7 protein-coding genes are annotated in these 17,782 nt (G+C 61.6%); 5 read left to right on the top strand and 2 right to left on the bottom strand.

The window, feature by feature from the left end; translation table 11 throughout:
- Positions 1–1,003: 1,003 nt before the first annotated feature.
- The 4 genes from ACFU5V_RS39900 (at position 1,004) to ACFU5V_RS39885 (ending at position 13,301) form a co-directional block, all read left to right on the top strand.
- Positions 1,004–1,951, top strand: coding sequence for a phospholipase D family protein (locus ACFU5V_RS39900; protein ID WP_378706520.1), 948 nt, complete (start codon positions 1,004–1,006; stop codon positions 1,949–1,951).
- A gap of 3,763 nt (positions 1,952–5,714) precedes the next feature.
- Positions 5,715–5,942 carry a hypothetical protein gene (locus ACFU5V_RS39895; protein WP_072951631.1) on the top strand — a complete coding sequence of 76 codons (228 nt, stop codon included), beginning with the start codon at positions 5,715–5,717 and terminating at the stop codon, positions 5,940–5,942.
- Between the two features lie 4,771 nt (positions 5,943–10,713).
- Positions 10,714–12,327: a ParB/RepB/Spo0J family partition protein gene (locus ACFU5V_RS39890; RefSeq protein WP_378706518.1), complete on the top strand. Its 1,614-nt coding sequence runs from the start codon at positions 10,714–10,716 to the stop codon at positions 12,325–12,327.
- Between the two features lie 116 nt (positions 12,328–12,443).
- The gene (locus tag ACFU5V_RS39885; RefSeq protein WP_378440754.1) at positions 12,444–13,301 is read left to right on the top strand and encodes a ParA family protein; all 858 of its coding nucleotides are present in this window, start codon (positions 12,444–12,446) and stop codon (positions 13,299–13,301) included.
- 912 nt (positions 13,302–14,213) lie between these two features.
- Here ACFU5V_RS39885 and ACFU5V_RS39880 read toward each other — a convergent pair.
- The gene (locus ACFU5V_RS39880; protein WP_378706516.1) at positions 14,214–14,951 is read right to left on the bottom strand and encodes a hypothetical protein; all 738 of its coding nucleotides are present in this window, start codon (positions 14,949–14,951) and stop codon (positions 14,214–14,216) included.
- Positions 14,948–15,874, bottom strand: a complete 927-nt coding sequence (locus ACFU5V_RS39875; RefSeq protein ID WP_072951031.1) for a ParA family protein — start codon at positions 15,872–15,874, stop codon at positions 14,948–14,950. Before ACFU5V_RS39875 ends, ACFU5V_RS39880 begins: the two co-directional genes overlap by 4 nt.
- Before the next feature lie 701 nt (positions 15,875–16,575).
- On the opposite strand from ACFU5V_RS39875, the gene ACFU5V_RS39870 reads away from it, so the two are divergent.
- On the top strand, positions 16,576–16,827 hold the full coding sequence (locus ACFU5V_RS39870; protein ID WP_378706514.1) for a hypothetical protein: 252 nt from the start codon (positions 16,576–16,578) through the stop codon (positions 16,825–16,827).
- The last annotated feature ends 955 nt before the right edge of the window (positions 16,828–17,782 follow it).

The following is a 17,782-nucleotide window of genomic DNA, read 5'->3' as shown; positions in this document are numbered from 1 at the left end:
TGGGGAGCGCATGACGGCCGCCCGGTGGCGTATACGTCGTCGCAGTCGGGCAGGGTGACCACGTGGCTGATGATCTTGTTCCGGATGATCTGTGGCAGCGGATAGCACCGCTGCTACCGCCCTGCCCGACGTTCCCCGTGCTGTTACCGAGCCCTCCCCGACGCCGGCTCGGTAACAGCCATTTTCGGCCCTCACCTGCCACGAAATCCACGGCCGAAGCACTACAACGGCGCCCTGCATGTCCTCGCTCAAGATAGTTGTCAGGGGAGCAAGGCGCTGACCTGCAGTGCAACAACTATTCTGGGCGGCGGTGGAGACAGTCGTTCACGATGGTTGTCGTAAGTCCTCGAATCAGCGTCGCCGGAAGTCCCGGAGGCGTTGCTGCTCCCCCCCCAGCGTAGAAGCCGAGAGTTCCGAAACCCGACGACTATCTCGAGCGTGTCGCGGGCAATGCAGCAACTCGAGTGGAATTCCGACAGAAACACTGAGCGAGGACACTGCAGAGCAAAAAGTGTGCTCACCAGCCCTTTTGAGCGAGACGTTGCGTAAATGTTTTTCTACAGCACTCACTCCGCACAAACCATAAGTGACACGGAGGGAAGCCCGCGAGGGAGGTAGACGATATTCGTTCCTTGTAGGTTCCGCGACTGTCCTGTGCCATTGGATCTGAGGCACTTTGTGCCACCGCAGTTTAACAATGCAGTTCGCCCACCTGCCTGTTTTCATCGGGGCTCGGAGATGGCCGTTTCTGGGCGTTCAGTCGTCGTCGCCGATGAGGCGCAGAGGGCCCGACCCTTGGTCCGGGCGCGAAGTAGGCGTCCTCTGGTCAGGAGTTCGCCGGTACGTACGAGTGCTCGATACACGTTGAGGCCCGCGGTTCGCCGCCCCAATCATCCCGGCCCCTGTGTCGTGCACCGTAGATCCTGCACAGCGTGAGCCTCTGGCTGAGATCGACATGCGATCATCTGCGCACTCGCCCACCCGGCCCGCTACCGTCTGTCGTATGGGGACAACGTTCCACGGGCCGAGTCCGTGGTCGCACATCACCCGCGCGATCGGCACGAGAGGTGCCCGGTGCGCGGCTATCGCCTATGTCGGTCAGGATGCGCCAAACCTGCTTCCTCTGCGCGCCGGTGACGTCTTGGTCGTCAACGCCTCCAAGGCTGCGGTCCGTGCGCATGCCACTTCCCCTGCTGCCCTGGCCTATTACCTCGGCAAAGGTGTTCGGGTTCTGTCGTCCCCAACGCTGCATGCGAAGGTAATCGCCACGAACCGGCGTGCGGTGGTTGGTTCGGCGAATGCGTCCGAGAACTCCACCTTCGCTGATGATGCCGTGATCATCACCGATGACCCTGAGGTCGTTGCCTCAGTGCGGAAATTCATCGACGGCATCGACGAGATCACTGAAGTCGATCAGGTGTTCATCGACAACGCCAACCGCGAGTGGGAAATCGGCAGGGCGGTGCCAATCCCTGGAGTCACTGGCCGATTCCGCGACACCGAAGCTGATTTTCTGCCCGCCCCGGTCACCCGGATGTTCGTCAAACATGCCATCGACTACACACCTAGCCTTACGGAACAACACCTGATGGAACAGCCGCGTCCCCGGCAGCGAACGACCGCCGGGCCTGTGGTGAAATACCAACTCGAATCGCTCCGCATCGATAGTCCCAGCGCTGTCCGGCGCGGCGACGTCATCGTTTTCGTCTCTGCCGACGACGAATGGATCTACGCGCCGGCCGTCGTGGTCTCCGATGCCGTTCGGATCCCGCGGTCGGGCGGCGCAGTGCTGTACTTCCTACGCATCCGCGCCGACCTGCCTCCGCTTTCCCTCTCCGATGCCGCGGCGGCGCTCGCCGACCTCGGTCATCCTGGCCCGCGACTGCAGACCGATCATTACGTCCGCTCCCCCACACTCCGCGCTGCATTGCTGACGCTGTGGGACTTCTGACGTGCTCGCCTTCCAACGCTCGCAGTGAGTCTCGATCATCGGGATCGCCACGCTCTGGTAACGCTATCGAGGTGGCGCTGCGGGCGTAGCTCGCTCGTGTCGCGGTCGTCTGCCTGACCGCGTCATATGTCTGTTGAGTTCTGTGCGGGGGCGAGCCGACTTGACGGGGCTGTCAGAGCCGCGGCCGACGATGGACCTACTCGTCGGGCGAGTATCCAGAACCGGCGTCGGGTAGCCGAATCCAAAGGCCCGCCCGTCAGCACTTGGCCTGCGACGCTCAACACCGCGTTATTGGAACGGCGCCCGTTTCGGTGTGCCGGCCCGCCCGCTCCGGGGCGGCGAGGTATCCGAATCCCGCCTCCACCGCTCGGCGGGCCGCGTTCTACGCAAATATCCGGTGGATCAGGTTGATTTCCATGGTGCGACCACGGGTTGGCTTGGGCAGACGAATGCGAGGATGCCGTTGCTGCAGGCGAGGTCGCGTTCCTTCTGCGCGTGGCTGGGAGCACTCAAGATGCGATTACACGAAAAGTCTTGGCATGCAGAAATGCTTGAGCATATTGCTGCCGAACTGCAGGAACCACTTGGCCTGCAAACACGGCCAGCTGCCGACGAGTGCGCCACGCTCGGCTGGGTCCCGATATCCAGATGATTCGCATGCGAGTGCCCAAGAAATCGTATATGGCGTACGACACACTCTTGGGATCGAAGTCGTCGGCGTCATACGATTTGGTTTGCACCGGCTGATCCGATGTGCAGGCCGCTGGTGCCGCAACGCCGTGAGTTGAATCTTGTTCAGCCACCGGAGTTCGCGCTGCTTGACCGATCCTCGACTGCCGGTGTCGCGGCCCCGCCGTCCGCCAGCTCCGGCGGGGTTCCGCGTGGCTTGACCCGTGGCGACTCGAAACGACTCAATGACAACGGGTGACGCCAACGAGCCCATCTGCGCCGGCTCGTACATTCTCGCCAACTCCACTGACGCGCGAAGCTGCGGAGGCAGGGCGATCGCAGTCGCCCTTCTCAGAGCTACTTCACTGTCGAATTTCGTTGCAGTAGAAGATTTTTAGACTATTCTCGAAGCAGCCGTCTTTACGCACCAACCTCGAACGATCATATATAATCGTCGATCACGCGGGCATATGGATCCCACTTCGTGTGAAACCTGATCTGCCCCGAGCTCTGTCCGCAAAGACCCCCGAGCTCCGTCGGCAAAGACTAAGAATCGTCGCCCTGACTGGGGTTTGCTCGCGAAGCCCGGTATTGATCCCAGCCCCCGACGGCCTCCCGCATTGGTTGTGACCACGGTCCGCCTTTTGCACGCTCCTGACCAAGCGGGAAGGATCGGATCCGTGCTGAACCTCTCTCCAACACACCTGACTGACTTACTCACCACAATGCGTTTTCAACCCGCGCTTTACGTGATGCACGGTGCATCACCTGATGTTCGGGTGATGCACGGTGCATCACCCGAACATGGTTCTAAGGTAGGTCGCGAAGGCCCCGTGCAAGTAGGCGCCGACCTCTTCATCGGGCCCAGTTCCCGCACACCGCTGAGCCATTCGATCGGTCTGTGGAAAGTATGTCGACGCTACTTATCTTCCTGAGGTCATTTGGCGTTCGCTAAACACCCAGTCCACCACGCGATCCGGCGAGGAACACGAGCCACCTTCGTGCCGACACCACTCCGAAAGCTTCGATTGCCGCCCGGACCCGGCTCACTACACGGCGAAGCATTCCTGCACGCGGCACCGGAGGTCGCGGCTGATGCAGGCCGGTCAGGTCCGACCTTTCCCTCCATAGGTCTCACCTCCGACGGCACCGGGTCGCATAGCACGTGGACCATCGACGGCCCAGCCCCACAGATCAATGGGGACGTCCAGGCTTGGAACACGAGGAAATCGAGGCCGCACGCTGAGACATACCCGCCTGACGACGCGTGCTCTGACCTGATGGTCCTGCTCCGCCGAACCAGTCGTCGCCCCGTCGTGGAATCAACGGTACTGAACCACACCAGCCTCCTTCTCGCGGCAGACCGGTGTGGGCGGCACCCTGGACGGTGCTGCCATCTCCTCGGGCATGGCGTGCGCTCCGCTGCCCATCACATCGAAGTCGCAACACCACGACACCCTGCGGAATGACCTTGCTGCGGTGATGCACCGTGCATCACCGAAGCTGTACACCCCGGCCCGGGCAGGTCTATCCGGCCCGATCGATGCGAGGATCACACTCACCCGTGATGCACGGTGCATCACCGCAGCAAGTCGGATACGGCCACCTCGTCGCCAATCTGCCGATATGCGCGGCCGCTTGTTGTGCTTCTCTGCGGTGATGCACGGTGCATCACCGCGGAGAAGTCACAACCCTGGCCGGCTCACTGCAAGCCAAACCGACACGCCAGTCCATTCGCCGGAGGTGCGCTTCGGTGATGCACCGTGCATCACCATCTGTTCCCCGCTGGGACCAATGTCGGTGCACCAACATTCTGTGTGGCGAGCATCTCGTCGCAGACAAAGGGCCAGCGTCCGAATATTCGGCCGCCAGCGAGCCAGAATGCTGAACCGGCGAATCGAGGTAGCTGTTCGAGATTTGGATGCTGACGAAGTTTCGCACATATTGACGCGAGGAACGGATCCAAGACGACCCAAGCGGGACAATCTGGCGGCATGGACGTTGTCGCGTTTGTAGGTGACCGGCCGCTGATGGCTGCGGGCTGTTGCACCGCTGGCTGGCGGGGCGATAGGCAAGAGTGGCTGGTCGTGGAGGAGGCGATACGAATACGTGAAAGGCGTTATTTGTCTTGCAAGTTGCAGGCGGTCGGGGGCGAAGGCTGCCTTGCCCGACTGCCCGAGTTTCCCATCGTTGACTGGACAATCCGGCGGGCCAGCCGAATCGTGAGGTGATGAAGTCGTGCCGTGCATAGATGACTGGGGCGACAATGGTCATTTCGCAGAACCCGACGAGCTCAACCCCTTGCGGCATTGCTTGCTTTGCGTGGAACTCAATCTGTGTCTTCTGGTGTTGGGAGCTCAACGGTGTCGGGGACGAGACATCGCGCATAGTTCTGTCCTCCGAGTAGGGGCTATCCCGTTGCAAGCCGCGGCCGCGGAGAGCAGAAAGTCAAGATGGTCGAGGGGCGAACCCTCGTTGATCATGATGCTGCGGAGCTGGCCGACATTATTGGATAGGTCGGCACGGATTCGGTGAGTTGCGGCGTTTACGGTGCATTTCCACTACATCGGAAACAACTGGTGGCTGCGTTGCGCGTCGGCAGTAGGACGATTTGGATTAGTCGGGGACGCCCTGGTGGTCGAGCTGTGCCGAGGGCTCCCCATCTCCTTCAAGTGGTATTTCTTAGTTTGCTGGCACGCCGATCTTGGACGGTCCGGAAGTCTTGCAGTAAGGTCCAATCTTCGGATATGGCGAGGTCAGAGCTTGGTCTACGGGAGCGCAGGTGATATCTGCGGTGGACGGCGTGTTTGGGAGACTCCGATCTTTCGTTGCCTGCGAAGTTGTGTATTTGTGCGTAAATCGCTGTACCACACAGATTTCGATTCATCACGTGACGTTTCTTGGGTGGTGTGATTGCCTATGGCCGCCACGCAACGTTTGATCAGATATTTCTTCGGTAGGCGGGGTGGTGATCGCATACGATTCGGAGCCAGATTCACCCCTGGAGGAAGTCCCGACGCGACATTTTCGAGTTTTATTTAACTCGGCGTGTCGCTGCGCGGTTTAGTTAAACCCAAAGAGCAGGATTTAAGGCATGACAACTCGGAAAAGTCGGGGCGGGCGCCCAGCCCGCGACGTCGCCGTTCGCCACATCGGGGTTGAGTTCCCCGCGGAGATCGCCGACCGGATTCTCGCACCGGTTGACGATGGTCGTGTCAAGACAATCACCGATCGGATGATCGCGCTTATTCAGCTGGCACTCGAGAACGAGCCAGCGATTCCGGCGCAAGCCAGGCAGGAAGAGTTGCCGATGACGGGCTGAAAGAGCCCAGAAAAGGCGAAACCCCCCTTCGCTCGCCAGCTCCGGGGGTTCCGCTCGTCGTACAAACCGCCACGCAAGGGAGGAGGTCTGCCTTCTATGAGTATAGGACGCGCGATTCGTCGTGCGCACGCGACACGACGTGATATGGGTGTCCGCGACGTCTCATCTCAGCGTCAACGTGACAATTCCGTGTACGCAGACCGTATGTTGCCGGCTCGTCCGGCGTTCTCGCATGCCGTGAGGGGGTGTCGATTCCACTAGTGAAAACGTCGGTGGGTCCCACCGTTTCCGGATGAGACCCACCGCCCATATTTGGCCGTTCCAACACGACCGCTCCTGTGATTGGCAGTCCCGCGAGCAGTCGTGTCGATACCGTGCGCTCTTGTCAGGGTAAGCCATGTCCTGCTGGTGATGCCAGCGACTCACGGCAACAACCTGGTTAAGGGCGCGTGAAAGGCGCGTCATGCACCCCAATTCCGCGGCTCATACGGCCGCGTTTTCCGGCGATTCTGTTCAGATCACCCCCGCTGGCGAGGTTTCGACGACCAGCGACACCGAATGGGAAGCTCTCGTCTCATCCGCTGTCGAACGGGTCAATCACGTCGAGCGACTCAACGCGGAGAGCGAGCAGCGGGGCAGGTCCTGGTCGTTACCCGTCGATCCAGGTCGACAAGCCTCAACACCAGCATGGACCGGGCGTAGTGCCTGGCAATCCCAGGTCCGCCAAGTGTTGAACTCCCCCACCGGACGTGACGTTTGCCGGCGATTCCAGGTCAGCACAGAATTCGTCTTCGCAGTGGCAGTGACGATGGCCTCGTTCGCGGAGCGGTCAACGGGCCGTCGCGTATGCGCGGCGCGGGAGACGATCGCCCACCGCAGCGGAGTCAGTGTGTCAGTCGTAAAACGCGCAAGAAGGGCACTCCAGGCACTTTCAGTCGCCCGCGAGATGGCCCGAGGCAGGTACCTGAGAGCTGACGAATCGTACGCAGCTGAATGCCATCACGGACGGATTCAACGTCGTGCGGCGTCAGTTTGGGCGCTGACGTCGCCGAAGTCCCTGGTCATCGCCGCTGGACGCGCGGTGAAGAAGCTATCGAAGAAGGTCCGACGCTCCGAGAAGGAGGCACGGTCAAGTTATCCCCAGCTGCGCGCTCGTGGCCCCCTATCCCCTTCCAGGGGATTTAAGTTGTTATCTCTTGTTAGAGATTTATCACCAAAACGCGCGCGGGCGCGCGCGGGCGAGCAACCGAAGAGCCCCCCGACCCTGACACGGCAACCTCGACCGATCGACCTGCAGCGCACCGCCGCTGAACTGCTCGTTCACGCCCCGGTATTCGAATCGGCTGGGCACATTGGGGCAGTGTGCGAGGTGCTTGCACGCGCTGGCATTGACGGGAATCGCTGGAGTGGGCGTGACATCGCCGCTGAACTCACGCGCGACACCCAACATCGGGGCTGGATTTGGCCACAACACCTCGAGAGGCCTCTCGGATACCTCCGGTGGCGGCTGACTCAGATCGATTGGACCCGACCCTCACCATCTGAGATGGCCCAAAAAGCCGCCCAGGAAGCCCGTCAGCGCATTGCGGACCGCGACGCGCGGCTCAGCCGCCGTCATCGTGCTGTGGCGACTCCTGGGCACCGTGAGCGGTGCAAGAAGGCCCTTGCGTCGAAATTGCTTGAGCGTCGAAAGGCAGATGCGCATATCTGAACACTGACGATCGAACGCGGTAGAGGGCCATAGCCTCTGCAGAGGAGCACATTCGCACGGCGTTCAAGTGCGCAGGTACAACGCGGCGTAGGTGATGGCTCAGAATGTCGGCGCTCTTAGCGAATTGCGATCGCTGCCGTCGGGTCGGTGTCCGTTCTCCGTCGTGCTCATCGCGTCTTCAGTCCAGAGTTGGTCTCACCGGGCCGCGGAGTGCGCACTCCGCGGCCCGGGACGGTGCTGAGTGTATTTTCGCTGTCGCCGCGTCATTTCGTGTTCCTCTCTCGCATGCCCGAGGCCGAACAGAACGCGGGCAGGAATGAGAGTGGGCGGTCGGGGTGAGTCACTTACTGATCACCCGCCTCCCGGGAGTTGAGGTTGTAAACGTCGTCGGCATGGGATCGGTTGGGTGATCCCGTCAAGAGCGACGACGCGTCGGTCCCTCGGATTCATTTAGGACACAAAGGAAAGCAGTTCATTCGAACCGAGGACGAACTGGAAGCAGTTGAAGCAATGTCTTGTGTCGGGAGTCGAATTCCGATAGGCACTGTCTTGCCGGTTGGTCCACTGTCGTTGTGGACGTAAAAGATTGGTCCGCAAGCTAACAGTTTGGGCTGTCACACCGGGCGTCGCGCGATCGATGAGAAACCTGTGGGGCGATGGCACCCGGCAGTCAAGTCTCCAGCAATCGTTCGAGCGCGTTGGTGAGATGAGGCCGCCTCCCCTGCGCGAAGAAGAGTGGCGGACGATTCATGTCGAGTCATCGGCCGCTGGATTCGGGACGGATCTCGGCAGATTCGACGGTGCTGGACGACCGCGACGAACTGCTAAACCAAGCGTCGGGCGCCTTCACCAAGGACCTGCCGAATCCAAAGGAGGTCGGTTCTTCGGCCATGTTCGATTGTCATGTTGCGACTGGGTGAGGTGTCGGATTCATGCCCTCAAGTCGAGGAGCAGACAGCATTGGGGTGATGCACCGTGCATCACCCCAATGAGTTGGCGAGGCGAGGTCAGGACGATCAAGTCAGAGATGGACGAGGCATACCTGAAGGGAGCATCCAATTTCCCATCGGGTTGGGCTAGCAGGAAGACTGGCCAGTGCGCCAAAGTTCTGCACCCTCGACGGATCACGAGACGTTTGCGCGCATCGTTGGTGATTCGGCCTAGTGTGTGGGAGTAAGACAGGTGAGGTGGGTGGCCGCGTCGTGGCGGTTGTCTCCTAGTCCGAGGGTTCGGGCGGATTGAATTCGAATGGCCGGCGCGTTGCGATCCGAAACATGATCGCCGAGATCTTGCCCCGGACCGGGCGGGGAAAGTGCACAGAGCACTTCAGAAGAGCCCGACTCGATGGACAGTATTCGGTTGGTCCGCGTCATATTCGACCAAGGCGTCCGTGGGTGATGCACCGTGCATCACCCACGGCTCGATCGGGCAACGCTCCGTGGGCGCCCGCAAGTCGACTTCAAGCCCACCTTCTTCTTGATTACCATCAAGTCGCGACACGCCCACTCCCCCGGATGCCGCTCAGGTCCGATTGCGCTGTCTTGAGAACGGACTCATCCCGCAGGACCAAGGCAGTGAACTCGGAGGAGCGTCATCATGCCGGAGCGACAGAGACGCACCGTCGAGGGGAATGACTCGCCGATTGCAAGAGCGAAACCGGCATACTCGCTCGGCCATCCACCGCACCTCGGGCAGGTTCGAATCAGCCAGCCGACGATGTTGCTCCACTCTCATTTGGCGCCGCCCGCCGGAGGCGTCCCACAAGGCTCACAATGTGCACTGGTCCCGTCCTTTCGCGGACCTCGGCAAGATCGTGAACGGTGATCCGCTCGACAGGCTCACGGCCCCTCAAAACGAACTCCTCAAGCGGTCACTAAAGGAACGCCCTACCCGGGCGACGGCACACGTTGTTGTCGTAGCTCCGCGTCTTGCCGACAGCCTTGCTCCGGCTGATGCACGGTGCATCACAGTCAGACCCCCGCGATGTGGGCGTACTAAGTGTCGCGTGGCTCCCTGAGCGTGGCATGAGGTCGCGCTCAAGACGTCCCTCTGTCCAGGTTTTCCAGCGGCGGGGTTGCCCCAAGGGCGTCGGTGGGTTCGAGGTAGACCACCACGGGCACGGTGCTGACTTAGTCTGGTCCGGAATGGGACGCGTCCTCGGTGATGCACCGTGCATCACCGGCCGGCAGTGGCACGCTCACGCGGGCGCCGGATCACTGGCTGTCACAGCCACCTGCGGCTGCACCTCGCCTAACTGTCTGTCCGGTGATGCACCGTGCATCACCCGACGCTCAAGTCCCGGTGATGCACCGTGCATCACCGGACAGACAGGTCGTGGTGGTGCACGCAGCACCACCGGCGGAGTGCCACCCGCCGCGCTCCTGCGGAATCGATGTGGTCCGGCCGGGTGGGTTGAGGCTTCGGTGATGCACCGTGCATCACCGAAGGCAATGGAAGGCCTTCCCGTCGCCGACGCCCTTTCGCTGACTTAGCGGCCGCTGCTTCCACTCTGGTGCGCGACCCCTGCGGTGATGCACCGTGCATCACCGGACAGCTCAAGTCCCAGTGATGCACCGTGCATCACCGCCGGGTTGCCGACAGCCTTGCTCCGGCTGATGCACGGTGCATCACAGTCAGACCCCCGCGATGTGGGCGTACTAAGTGTCGCGTGGCTCCCTGAGCGTGGCATGAGGTCGCGCTCAAGACGTCCCTCTGTCCAGGTTTTCCAGCGGCGGGGTTGCCCCAAGGGCGTCGGTGGGTTCGAGGTAGACCACCACGGGCACGGTGCTGACTTAGTCTGGTCCGGAATGGGACGCGTCCTCCGTGATGCACCGTGCATCACCGATCGGACAGATCGTGGTGGTGCACGCAGCACCACCGGCAGAGTGCCACCCGCCGCGCTCCTGCGGAATCGATGTGGTCCGGCCGGGTGGGTTGAGGCTTCGGTGATGCACCGTGCATCACCGGATATGCGACACGCCGCCGCAGATATCCAAGGAGAAAGTTCGATCCCAGTACTCTCCATCTAAATACATGCAAAGCATGCGCAGAGAATGGAGGATGATGAACGCCGGAGTGACATCCGAAATTGTGGCCGCCAGTCCATCGACCGGGCCTGCCGCGACCAAGCGGAAGCCCGCCGCGCGCAAACCGGCGGGCAGGAAGACTGCGAGCCGGTTCCGAAAGTTCGCTGGCGGCGAAGAGAGTGAGGAACTCGCGGCCGCCGCCTCCGGTGATGTAACTACGACGCAGGCGAACGGTGATGCAGACTCGGGCGGCATTACCGCCGCGCTGGTCGGACTGGCTGCAGCCGACGGTCAGACCGTTGTGCAGGTTCCGGTACTCCAAACCGCCCCTCACCCATTCAATGACCCAGACAGGTCTAAGCCTCAGACTGGTGACCCGAAATGGGATGAACTGGTCAATGGAGCCAGGGCAAATGGCATCAAGGTTCCAGCGCTGCTGGTAACGCGCGCGGGCTTCCTCGCGCAGCGGCCCGACCTCGCTCGCGCTATTGGCGACGATGCCGAGTATGTGGTCATCTATGGGCACCGTCGTCGCGCGGCCGCCATCGCAGCCGGCTTGACAACGATTCCTGCAGTAATCGATGACGCCGTGATGGATGATCACGGCGACCTCGATGCCATGACGCTGGAGAATCTTGGTCGTCAAGACCTTTCGGAACTGGCTGAGGCTCAGATGTTCGCTCGGTATTCCGAGCTGGGGTTGTCGCAGCGTGCGATCGCGGAGAAGCTCGGTGTCGACCAGGCGACGGTGTCGAGGCGGCTGTCGATGCTACTGCTCGCCCCTGAGATTCAGGCCGCGATTGCGGAGGATGCGATTCGTGGTGCCGAGGGTGCGGCGCTGGCGGGGGCGCTCCCCTACGGTCCTGCTCGAAATTGGCAGAAGAAGGTGGACCCGACTCAGGGCACGGATGACCGTCGTGCTGAGCAGCTCGCGGCGTTCGCGCTAATGTCCGATCGCGGAATGAGCCCGACCCGTGCGGCTGAACGTGTGTTGACCGAGCGAAAGTCGCGGGAGCAGGCGATGGCTGCGGGTCTCGAGATTGTGGATCCCCGCGAGCGGTTCGGCGATAGTCTTCATGAGCATCGACTGTTTGAGGTCACCGATGTCGATCTTGCGAGTGGAAACGTTGTCGGCGCGATCGACTCCGGTCAGGGAACGCTTGTCTTCTACGCAAAAGACAAGCCGACCGATGAGGATGCCACCGAATCGGCCGCAAGATTGGAAGCGGAAGCACGGACGGCGGCACAGAAGGCTCGTCGCGAGGCGGGCAAGAAGCTTGTAGCCTCGGTTCCTCCGCGGGAGAAGTTGGTGAACTACTTCATCGACCAATACGCCTACGGTGTTTCCGCGTTAGCGACGAGCGCGGAAGGGTGGCGCCTGGCTCAGGCGTATATGCGGCTGGAAGGTCTTGACGCGACCGAGTTCAGGATGAGCGCCGAGAACGGCGACGAGAAGCGCCGCACTGAGATGGCCTGGGCCTGCGCGGTCGCTGGTTACGAACTTGCGGCAGCGAATGACTCTCGGGAGTGGGGGGTATCGGACCTCACGTACTTGGACTTGCTGTCCGAGCGCGCTGGGTACCGGCCGACCGCATGGGAGGAAGCTCGTCTCGATGCAGCGCGCCGCGAGTTACGTGACGCCGGCTGATCGGTGATGCACGGTGCATCACCGAAGTTCATACATCGCTTCGCCGGGTGATGCACGGTGCATCACCCGAATCAGACATCAATCCAATGCACGACATTCAACCGCAAGGAGTTCCCGTGGCTACCTATGCAGTAGCAACCCTGTCCGGCAGTGCCGGCAAAACAACGACTGTCACCTCGACTGCCACTTTGCTCGCTCAGGACGGATACCGCGTTCGAGTTCTCGACATGGATAGCCAGGCAAACGCGAGCACGTGGCTCGGGTACCCGGAAGCTTCGGGTAAGACCGCCGCCGACGTGCTGCGGCGCAACGCGTCAATCAAGGACGTCGAGCGCCCAGCGCGGGTGTTGCGGGGCTACGGCGAAGGTGACCAGCCCGTATACGAGGAGATCCCCAACCTGACGATTGTGCCCGCCGCGCGCGACACACTCGACAAGTTGATCGTGGAGTTGCCTGCGGTGACAGGTGGTGTGCTTCATCTGCGTGACGCCCTCGAGGAAGCGGATCCGGTCGACGTCACCTTGATCGACTCCCCCGGCTCCCTGAACGTTTTGGTGATCGCAGGAATTCTTGCCACCACAGTTGATGAGGAAGGGCCTCATGGTTCATGGGGCCTGATCACGTGCACGAAGCCCTCCGGCAAGGAGAACGAAGGCATCCCGGCGTTGGAGCAGGAACTGCGGAAGATCAAGCGGACCTACCGAGTCGACGTTCCGTTGCTATCCATCGTCCCTTGCGCGGTGCCGCCGATTGGAGACGTCTACCGTGAGCAGATGGATGATCTGCTCAGTGAGTATGCGGATAGGGTTACGCCGCCGATCCGTCGTGCGAGCATCGTGGATGAGGCGTACACGAACTATGTTCCGGTGCCGATATACGGTTACAGGGCAAAGACGGTCACCAGCGACTACCGGGCTGCGCTGACCCATATGCAGAAGCTGGGGCTGTTCGGGCAACGGGCAGTGGTCGCTTAGGGGCTGGAGGCCACCTGTGGTGAACGATGTTGGGCGGCATATGCGGCCTTCGCGTGCGACGAGCACAGTCAATGTGACCCATGATCTGCACGCGTTGGCCCGGGCCGCTGTACGTCTTGTACGCCGCAAGACCGGGCGGCCGTATTCGCTGATGCAATTCACTCAGGAGGCGTTCGCAGCGCAACTGAGAGTGATCGCGGAGACCTACAACGATGGTCGCGCGATCGGGCCCGATTCTGAGCCGTTGGAGCCTGGTAAGGCGGTGTGACGCAGGGTGCGTGCAGGCAAACCGCCGGTTGTGTGCAGGAACGAGGGCGCGGCTTTGTGCAGGCTCGGTCGTCGCGATGGTTCGTTCTGATGTGAAGTTGTCGGAGCCAGCCGTGGGCTACCAACGGGTCGCCAGTCAGTCGATGCGGACAAAGGGTTTCCCACTGGGTTTCGTCGTCGCGATCGTTGCAGCGTTGGCCTGCGTGGGTTGATCGTGTCGAACGGTCCAGTCAATCGTGTGTTAATCGGCGCAAGCGGATTCAGAGTCCGCGGCACGCGTAGGTGGTTGCTGCGCTGCCGACGAAGAGGAGAAGGATCAGGAGCGAGATTTCGGTAGCCAATTTGGTGTCGTGGCTGTGTAGCCCGTTCCAGACATGGACACACCGGGGGTGAGCGCTGCATGACCGACGACGAGAAGTAGTGCGAGACCCGCGATCGTGTCTCGGGAGAACTCCATGTCGGTCACTGCGTCACGGTATCGGGCAGAAGTGCCGACACCGGATTCTTCCGCGGCCGCGTTGCCTCCCCTGGCGACCTGGTTCGGCCTGACCAGGGCCGTTGTCGTCGCTCCGGCTGTGTCCGCTATTCGGGTTCGACACCTGCATGGACCGTCGCCGCCTGCGGCCTGACATTGTGCGGTTGTGCTCAGTCTGGTCGCACATTGAGATACAGGCGAAGCGCGTGTTCGACCAGCGCGCTGCGGCTACCGGCGGACCACTCTTCGACGAGGGCATCGAGCGTTGCGGTATCGGAGGAGATGATGCCTCCCAGGGGCACACGCGCCTGTATCTCGCTATGCCGACGGCGACGCGGCTGTGCCCTGGTCTCGCGACGCTTGAAGAGTCCGGTACTTGTCTGGGGTTCCGGGGTGTTCCAGTGGCGCTGCAGTTCGCCAGCGTGCGTCTCAACGGCATCGAGAACCACTTGGCCGTAGGGGCGTGCGGTGGCGCGGTCCCGCTGTCGCTCCTCGAGCGTGAGTTGGCGTAATGCTGCGTACACGGCGGGGGGTAAGTAGACCTCCGGCGGCGCGATCCGTATCGGCGCGGGATTGCTGTCGCTGCGTGTTTTGGGCTTTCTGCGGGGCGCGGCGACGAATCTTGTTGTCTCGGGGGCGGGGTGAGTGGGTTCCGGAGCCGGGTCTTCGGTGTCTGGTGACGCATTGTCTGTCTCGGCGGGCTCGGGCGACACCTTCGGCGTCACCTCGGGTGAGGGTTTCGTGGTGGGTTCGGGTGCGGCGTCGCCTTGTTCGTCGGTGGGTTTTGGGGGTGGCGGTTCTTGCGCCGGCGCGTCGCGTTCAGTGACGATGCTCAGGGTGGGGAGTAGTTCGTCGAGATTCCCGAGGGCGCCCGGATCGAAAGCTGCCTTCCTGCGTCTCGCACTCATGCCACTCCCCCGGAGATTTCGTTCTTTTCCGCCGCCGCTATGCGGCTGAGAACCTCGCGGGTGAGGGCTTGGTAGTCGTTTGCGAGCCCGTTGGGGTCGCGGGACCAGAGGCGGCGTCCGAGGAGTTTCTTGTCCTTGTCGCGGAGTCGCTGGATACGGGTCTTTGCCTGTTCAGCGGATACGGTGACGAGCTCATTTGGAGTTAGATGACGGCTTCGGAGATCCACCGCGGCGGCACGATCGTTCCGGATGAACGTCTCGAAGGGGGCGGCGCCGCTGCCTTCGAGCAGGTCCTCAACCTGCTTGAACACCTCAGGGTTCCGCGCTGTCGCGGTCGGGTTCAGGTCGAACAGCACAACACCGAGCAGTTGGATGACGGAACCATTCTCACGCGCTCGCAGATAGCGGGCAGCGAGATACTCCACGCCGATCAGGCTTGCATCGTCATCCCTGGTCGGTACGAGAAGATAGCGCGCGGTGCCCAGGAGTGCGTCGAGGAGTGGGGCATCGCCTGGGCCTGAATCGATCAGAATCAGGTCGTAGTGTTCGGCCGACTGCAAGTCGTTCAGGGTGGAGACGAGGTTGCCCGTCAGATCCATCCCGGTTTGGGCCGCGGCAGCGGCGATGGCGCCGATGACTGCAAGCGCCGCACCGCCGGGGATGAGATCGAGGTTCGGCCGGACCTCTCGGATGGGTTCTAAGGGGTGCGCGAACTGGAGGCTCATGCTGAGGCCCCTCCCGCGGTCCCCCTCAACGCCTAGATCGGACGATGTGACGTTGGCCTGCTGGTCCGCGTCCATGACGAGAACTCGGAGTCCCGCCGCCGCGACCATGGCTGCGAGGGCGGCGACGATCGAACTCTTGCCGACACCGCCCTTTTGATTGGCGACAAGCAGACTGCGCGTGGGCTGCGTTGGCGACATGTTTAGCACGGTACGGCTGCGTAGTCGGTCAGATTGCCAACGACACACCCTTGTCTATGGGGGTGTAAGACGTCGTGAGTCCAGCCTGTGCTAAGGCGATACAGCGGGCCTGTTCAAGAGCGGTTGAGAAGGCTATGTCACCGGCCGTGTTCCCGCCCCTGGGAATGGTTCATGTTGCAGACCTTGCCAACTGTTGTGTGCTTGGTCGAGGCGATGATCGTGCACACGGGCAATGTGAGGGTCATCGCGATGAGTCTGATCACGGTGCTAGAGCTGGCAATCGAAAAGGTAGTAGCACCGATCTATACGTAGATCCATGCGACGATCTGTCATACTGCGGCAGTTACGGGCGTTGGTAAGGCCATACCTAGTGTCGTAGACATACGTGCATGTCAAAGTCATATTCGGTGCTTACCGATTGGACTGAAAGTGGGCCGTGGACGGGTGAGTTGGGTTCGCTGACGAGCGCAGATCTGCTGCAGGGGAGGCGAGTTTGCGGTTCCAAGCAGGGGCCGGACCGTGGTGAGGCAGTTGCGGAAGCGTTCTCGTGACAGCAGTTGTGCAGGCTCTGTCGCACGGCGGTTAGGCGTCAGGTCGGTTCCTGCTCTGCGTCCTCACTGGGGTGAACTTCCGTCTCAGAGAATGCATTCGGGGCTGGAGGCCGGAGATCTCAGGCTGGGGGAGGGCCTGGCTGGCAGTTGATGACCGTTTCACTTTCGCCGGAAAGAGGCAACCCCGATTCACGATTGCCTTCTGCGTCCGACTTCCACGATAACACTTTCAACACCTTGCTTAAGGCCATACGCAAGGCCATACAGACGGTCATTCCAAAAGAGGTGATGGAGGTGGTGCTGTTCGAAGGAGGTCGCGGTGAGGTGCATTGCGACCGCAACTTCATGCCCGATGAGGAAGGCGAGGACCGAGCTATTATCCTTCCTTGCACCTTAAGCTAATTTCGTCACTTGACGTAACTATGGACGGGTATTCGGCTCCAAGACTGGACGACCTTCGAGTCCCGACGAGCTGCGTTGGCGTTCCTTTGGTCGGGTCGAAGCCTGCGGAACGGGGTTCTCCAGGGGCAACGGGCCAAAGGTGCAGGTGAGCAGTGTTCGGCCGGCAATCGAGGGGCTACTCACTCGCCGGGGGAGGGGCATGGAAACGTCTCGCGGAGCGTTCTAGCAAGGAAGTTGAGTTCCCACGGACCTAAAATGGCAGGTCAGGAGGGTGCTGTAGTGATCGCATCCGGGCCTGCACCGGTTGCGCCTCGTCGATCGAGGACGGGCGCAGGCCGACCTACTGCAGTTACTCCGAGAACAACCTGACCCGCGCCCAGTCGCTTCCTCGGTTCGTTACTAGACCCACGCTAATAACATCCTCGAATTCAACACGGCAGAGAGTGTGCAGGTCAGAGCACTTCCCACAGGGTATATGTATCTTCACGCCAACGAAAGGGCAACAGCTCGCCGGAGAGGCTGCTCGAATCCGCCAACCTCCCTACCGTGCAGTGCATCATCAACTTCCGCGTGATGCACGGTGCATCACCCAACTCCCGCGTGATGCACGGTGCATCACCCAACTTCCGCGTGATGCACGGTGCATCACGACACGGGGGTCGGGGCCCTGGGTCTGACCGCGAGGGCGATGACGTTGGCGGCTGAGCCGGCGCCGACGGCAAAGACGTGAACGCGGACACTTCTACCGATGCGCCCGCAGCATAGTGTCGTGGTGGCTTCCATCTCAGCTGCCGCGCCGTCTGACTAGGGGGTGAGTCGAAACTGGTGGTGATGCACCATGCATCACGAACCTGCACGGCCCTCCGCTGGTGATGCACCGTGCATCACGAACCTGCACGATCCTCCGCTGGTGATGCACCGTGCATCACGAACCTGCACGATCCTCCGCTGGTGA

The sequence above is a fragment of the Rhodococcus sp. NPDC057529 genome, assembly GCF_042802055.1.
Taxonomy (GTDB): domain Bacteria; phylum Actinomycetota; class Actinomycetes; order Mycobacteriales; family Mycobacteriaceae; genus Rhodococcus_F.
This window is presented reverse-complemented; position numbering and strand designations above follow the sequence as displayed.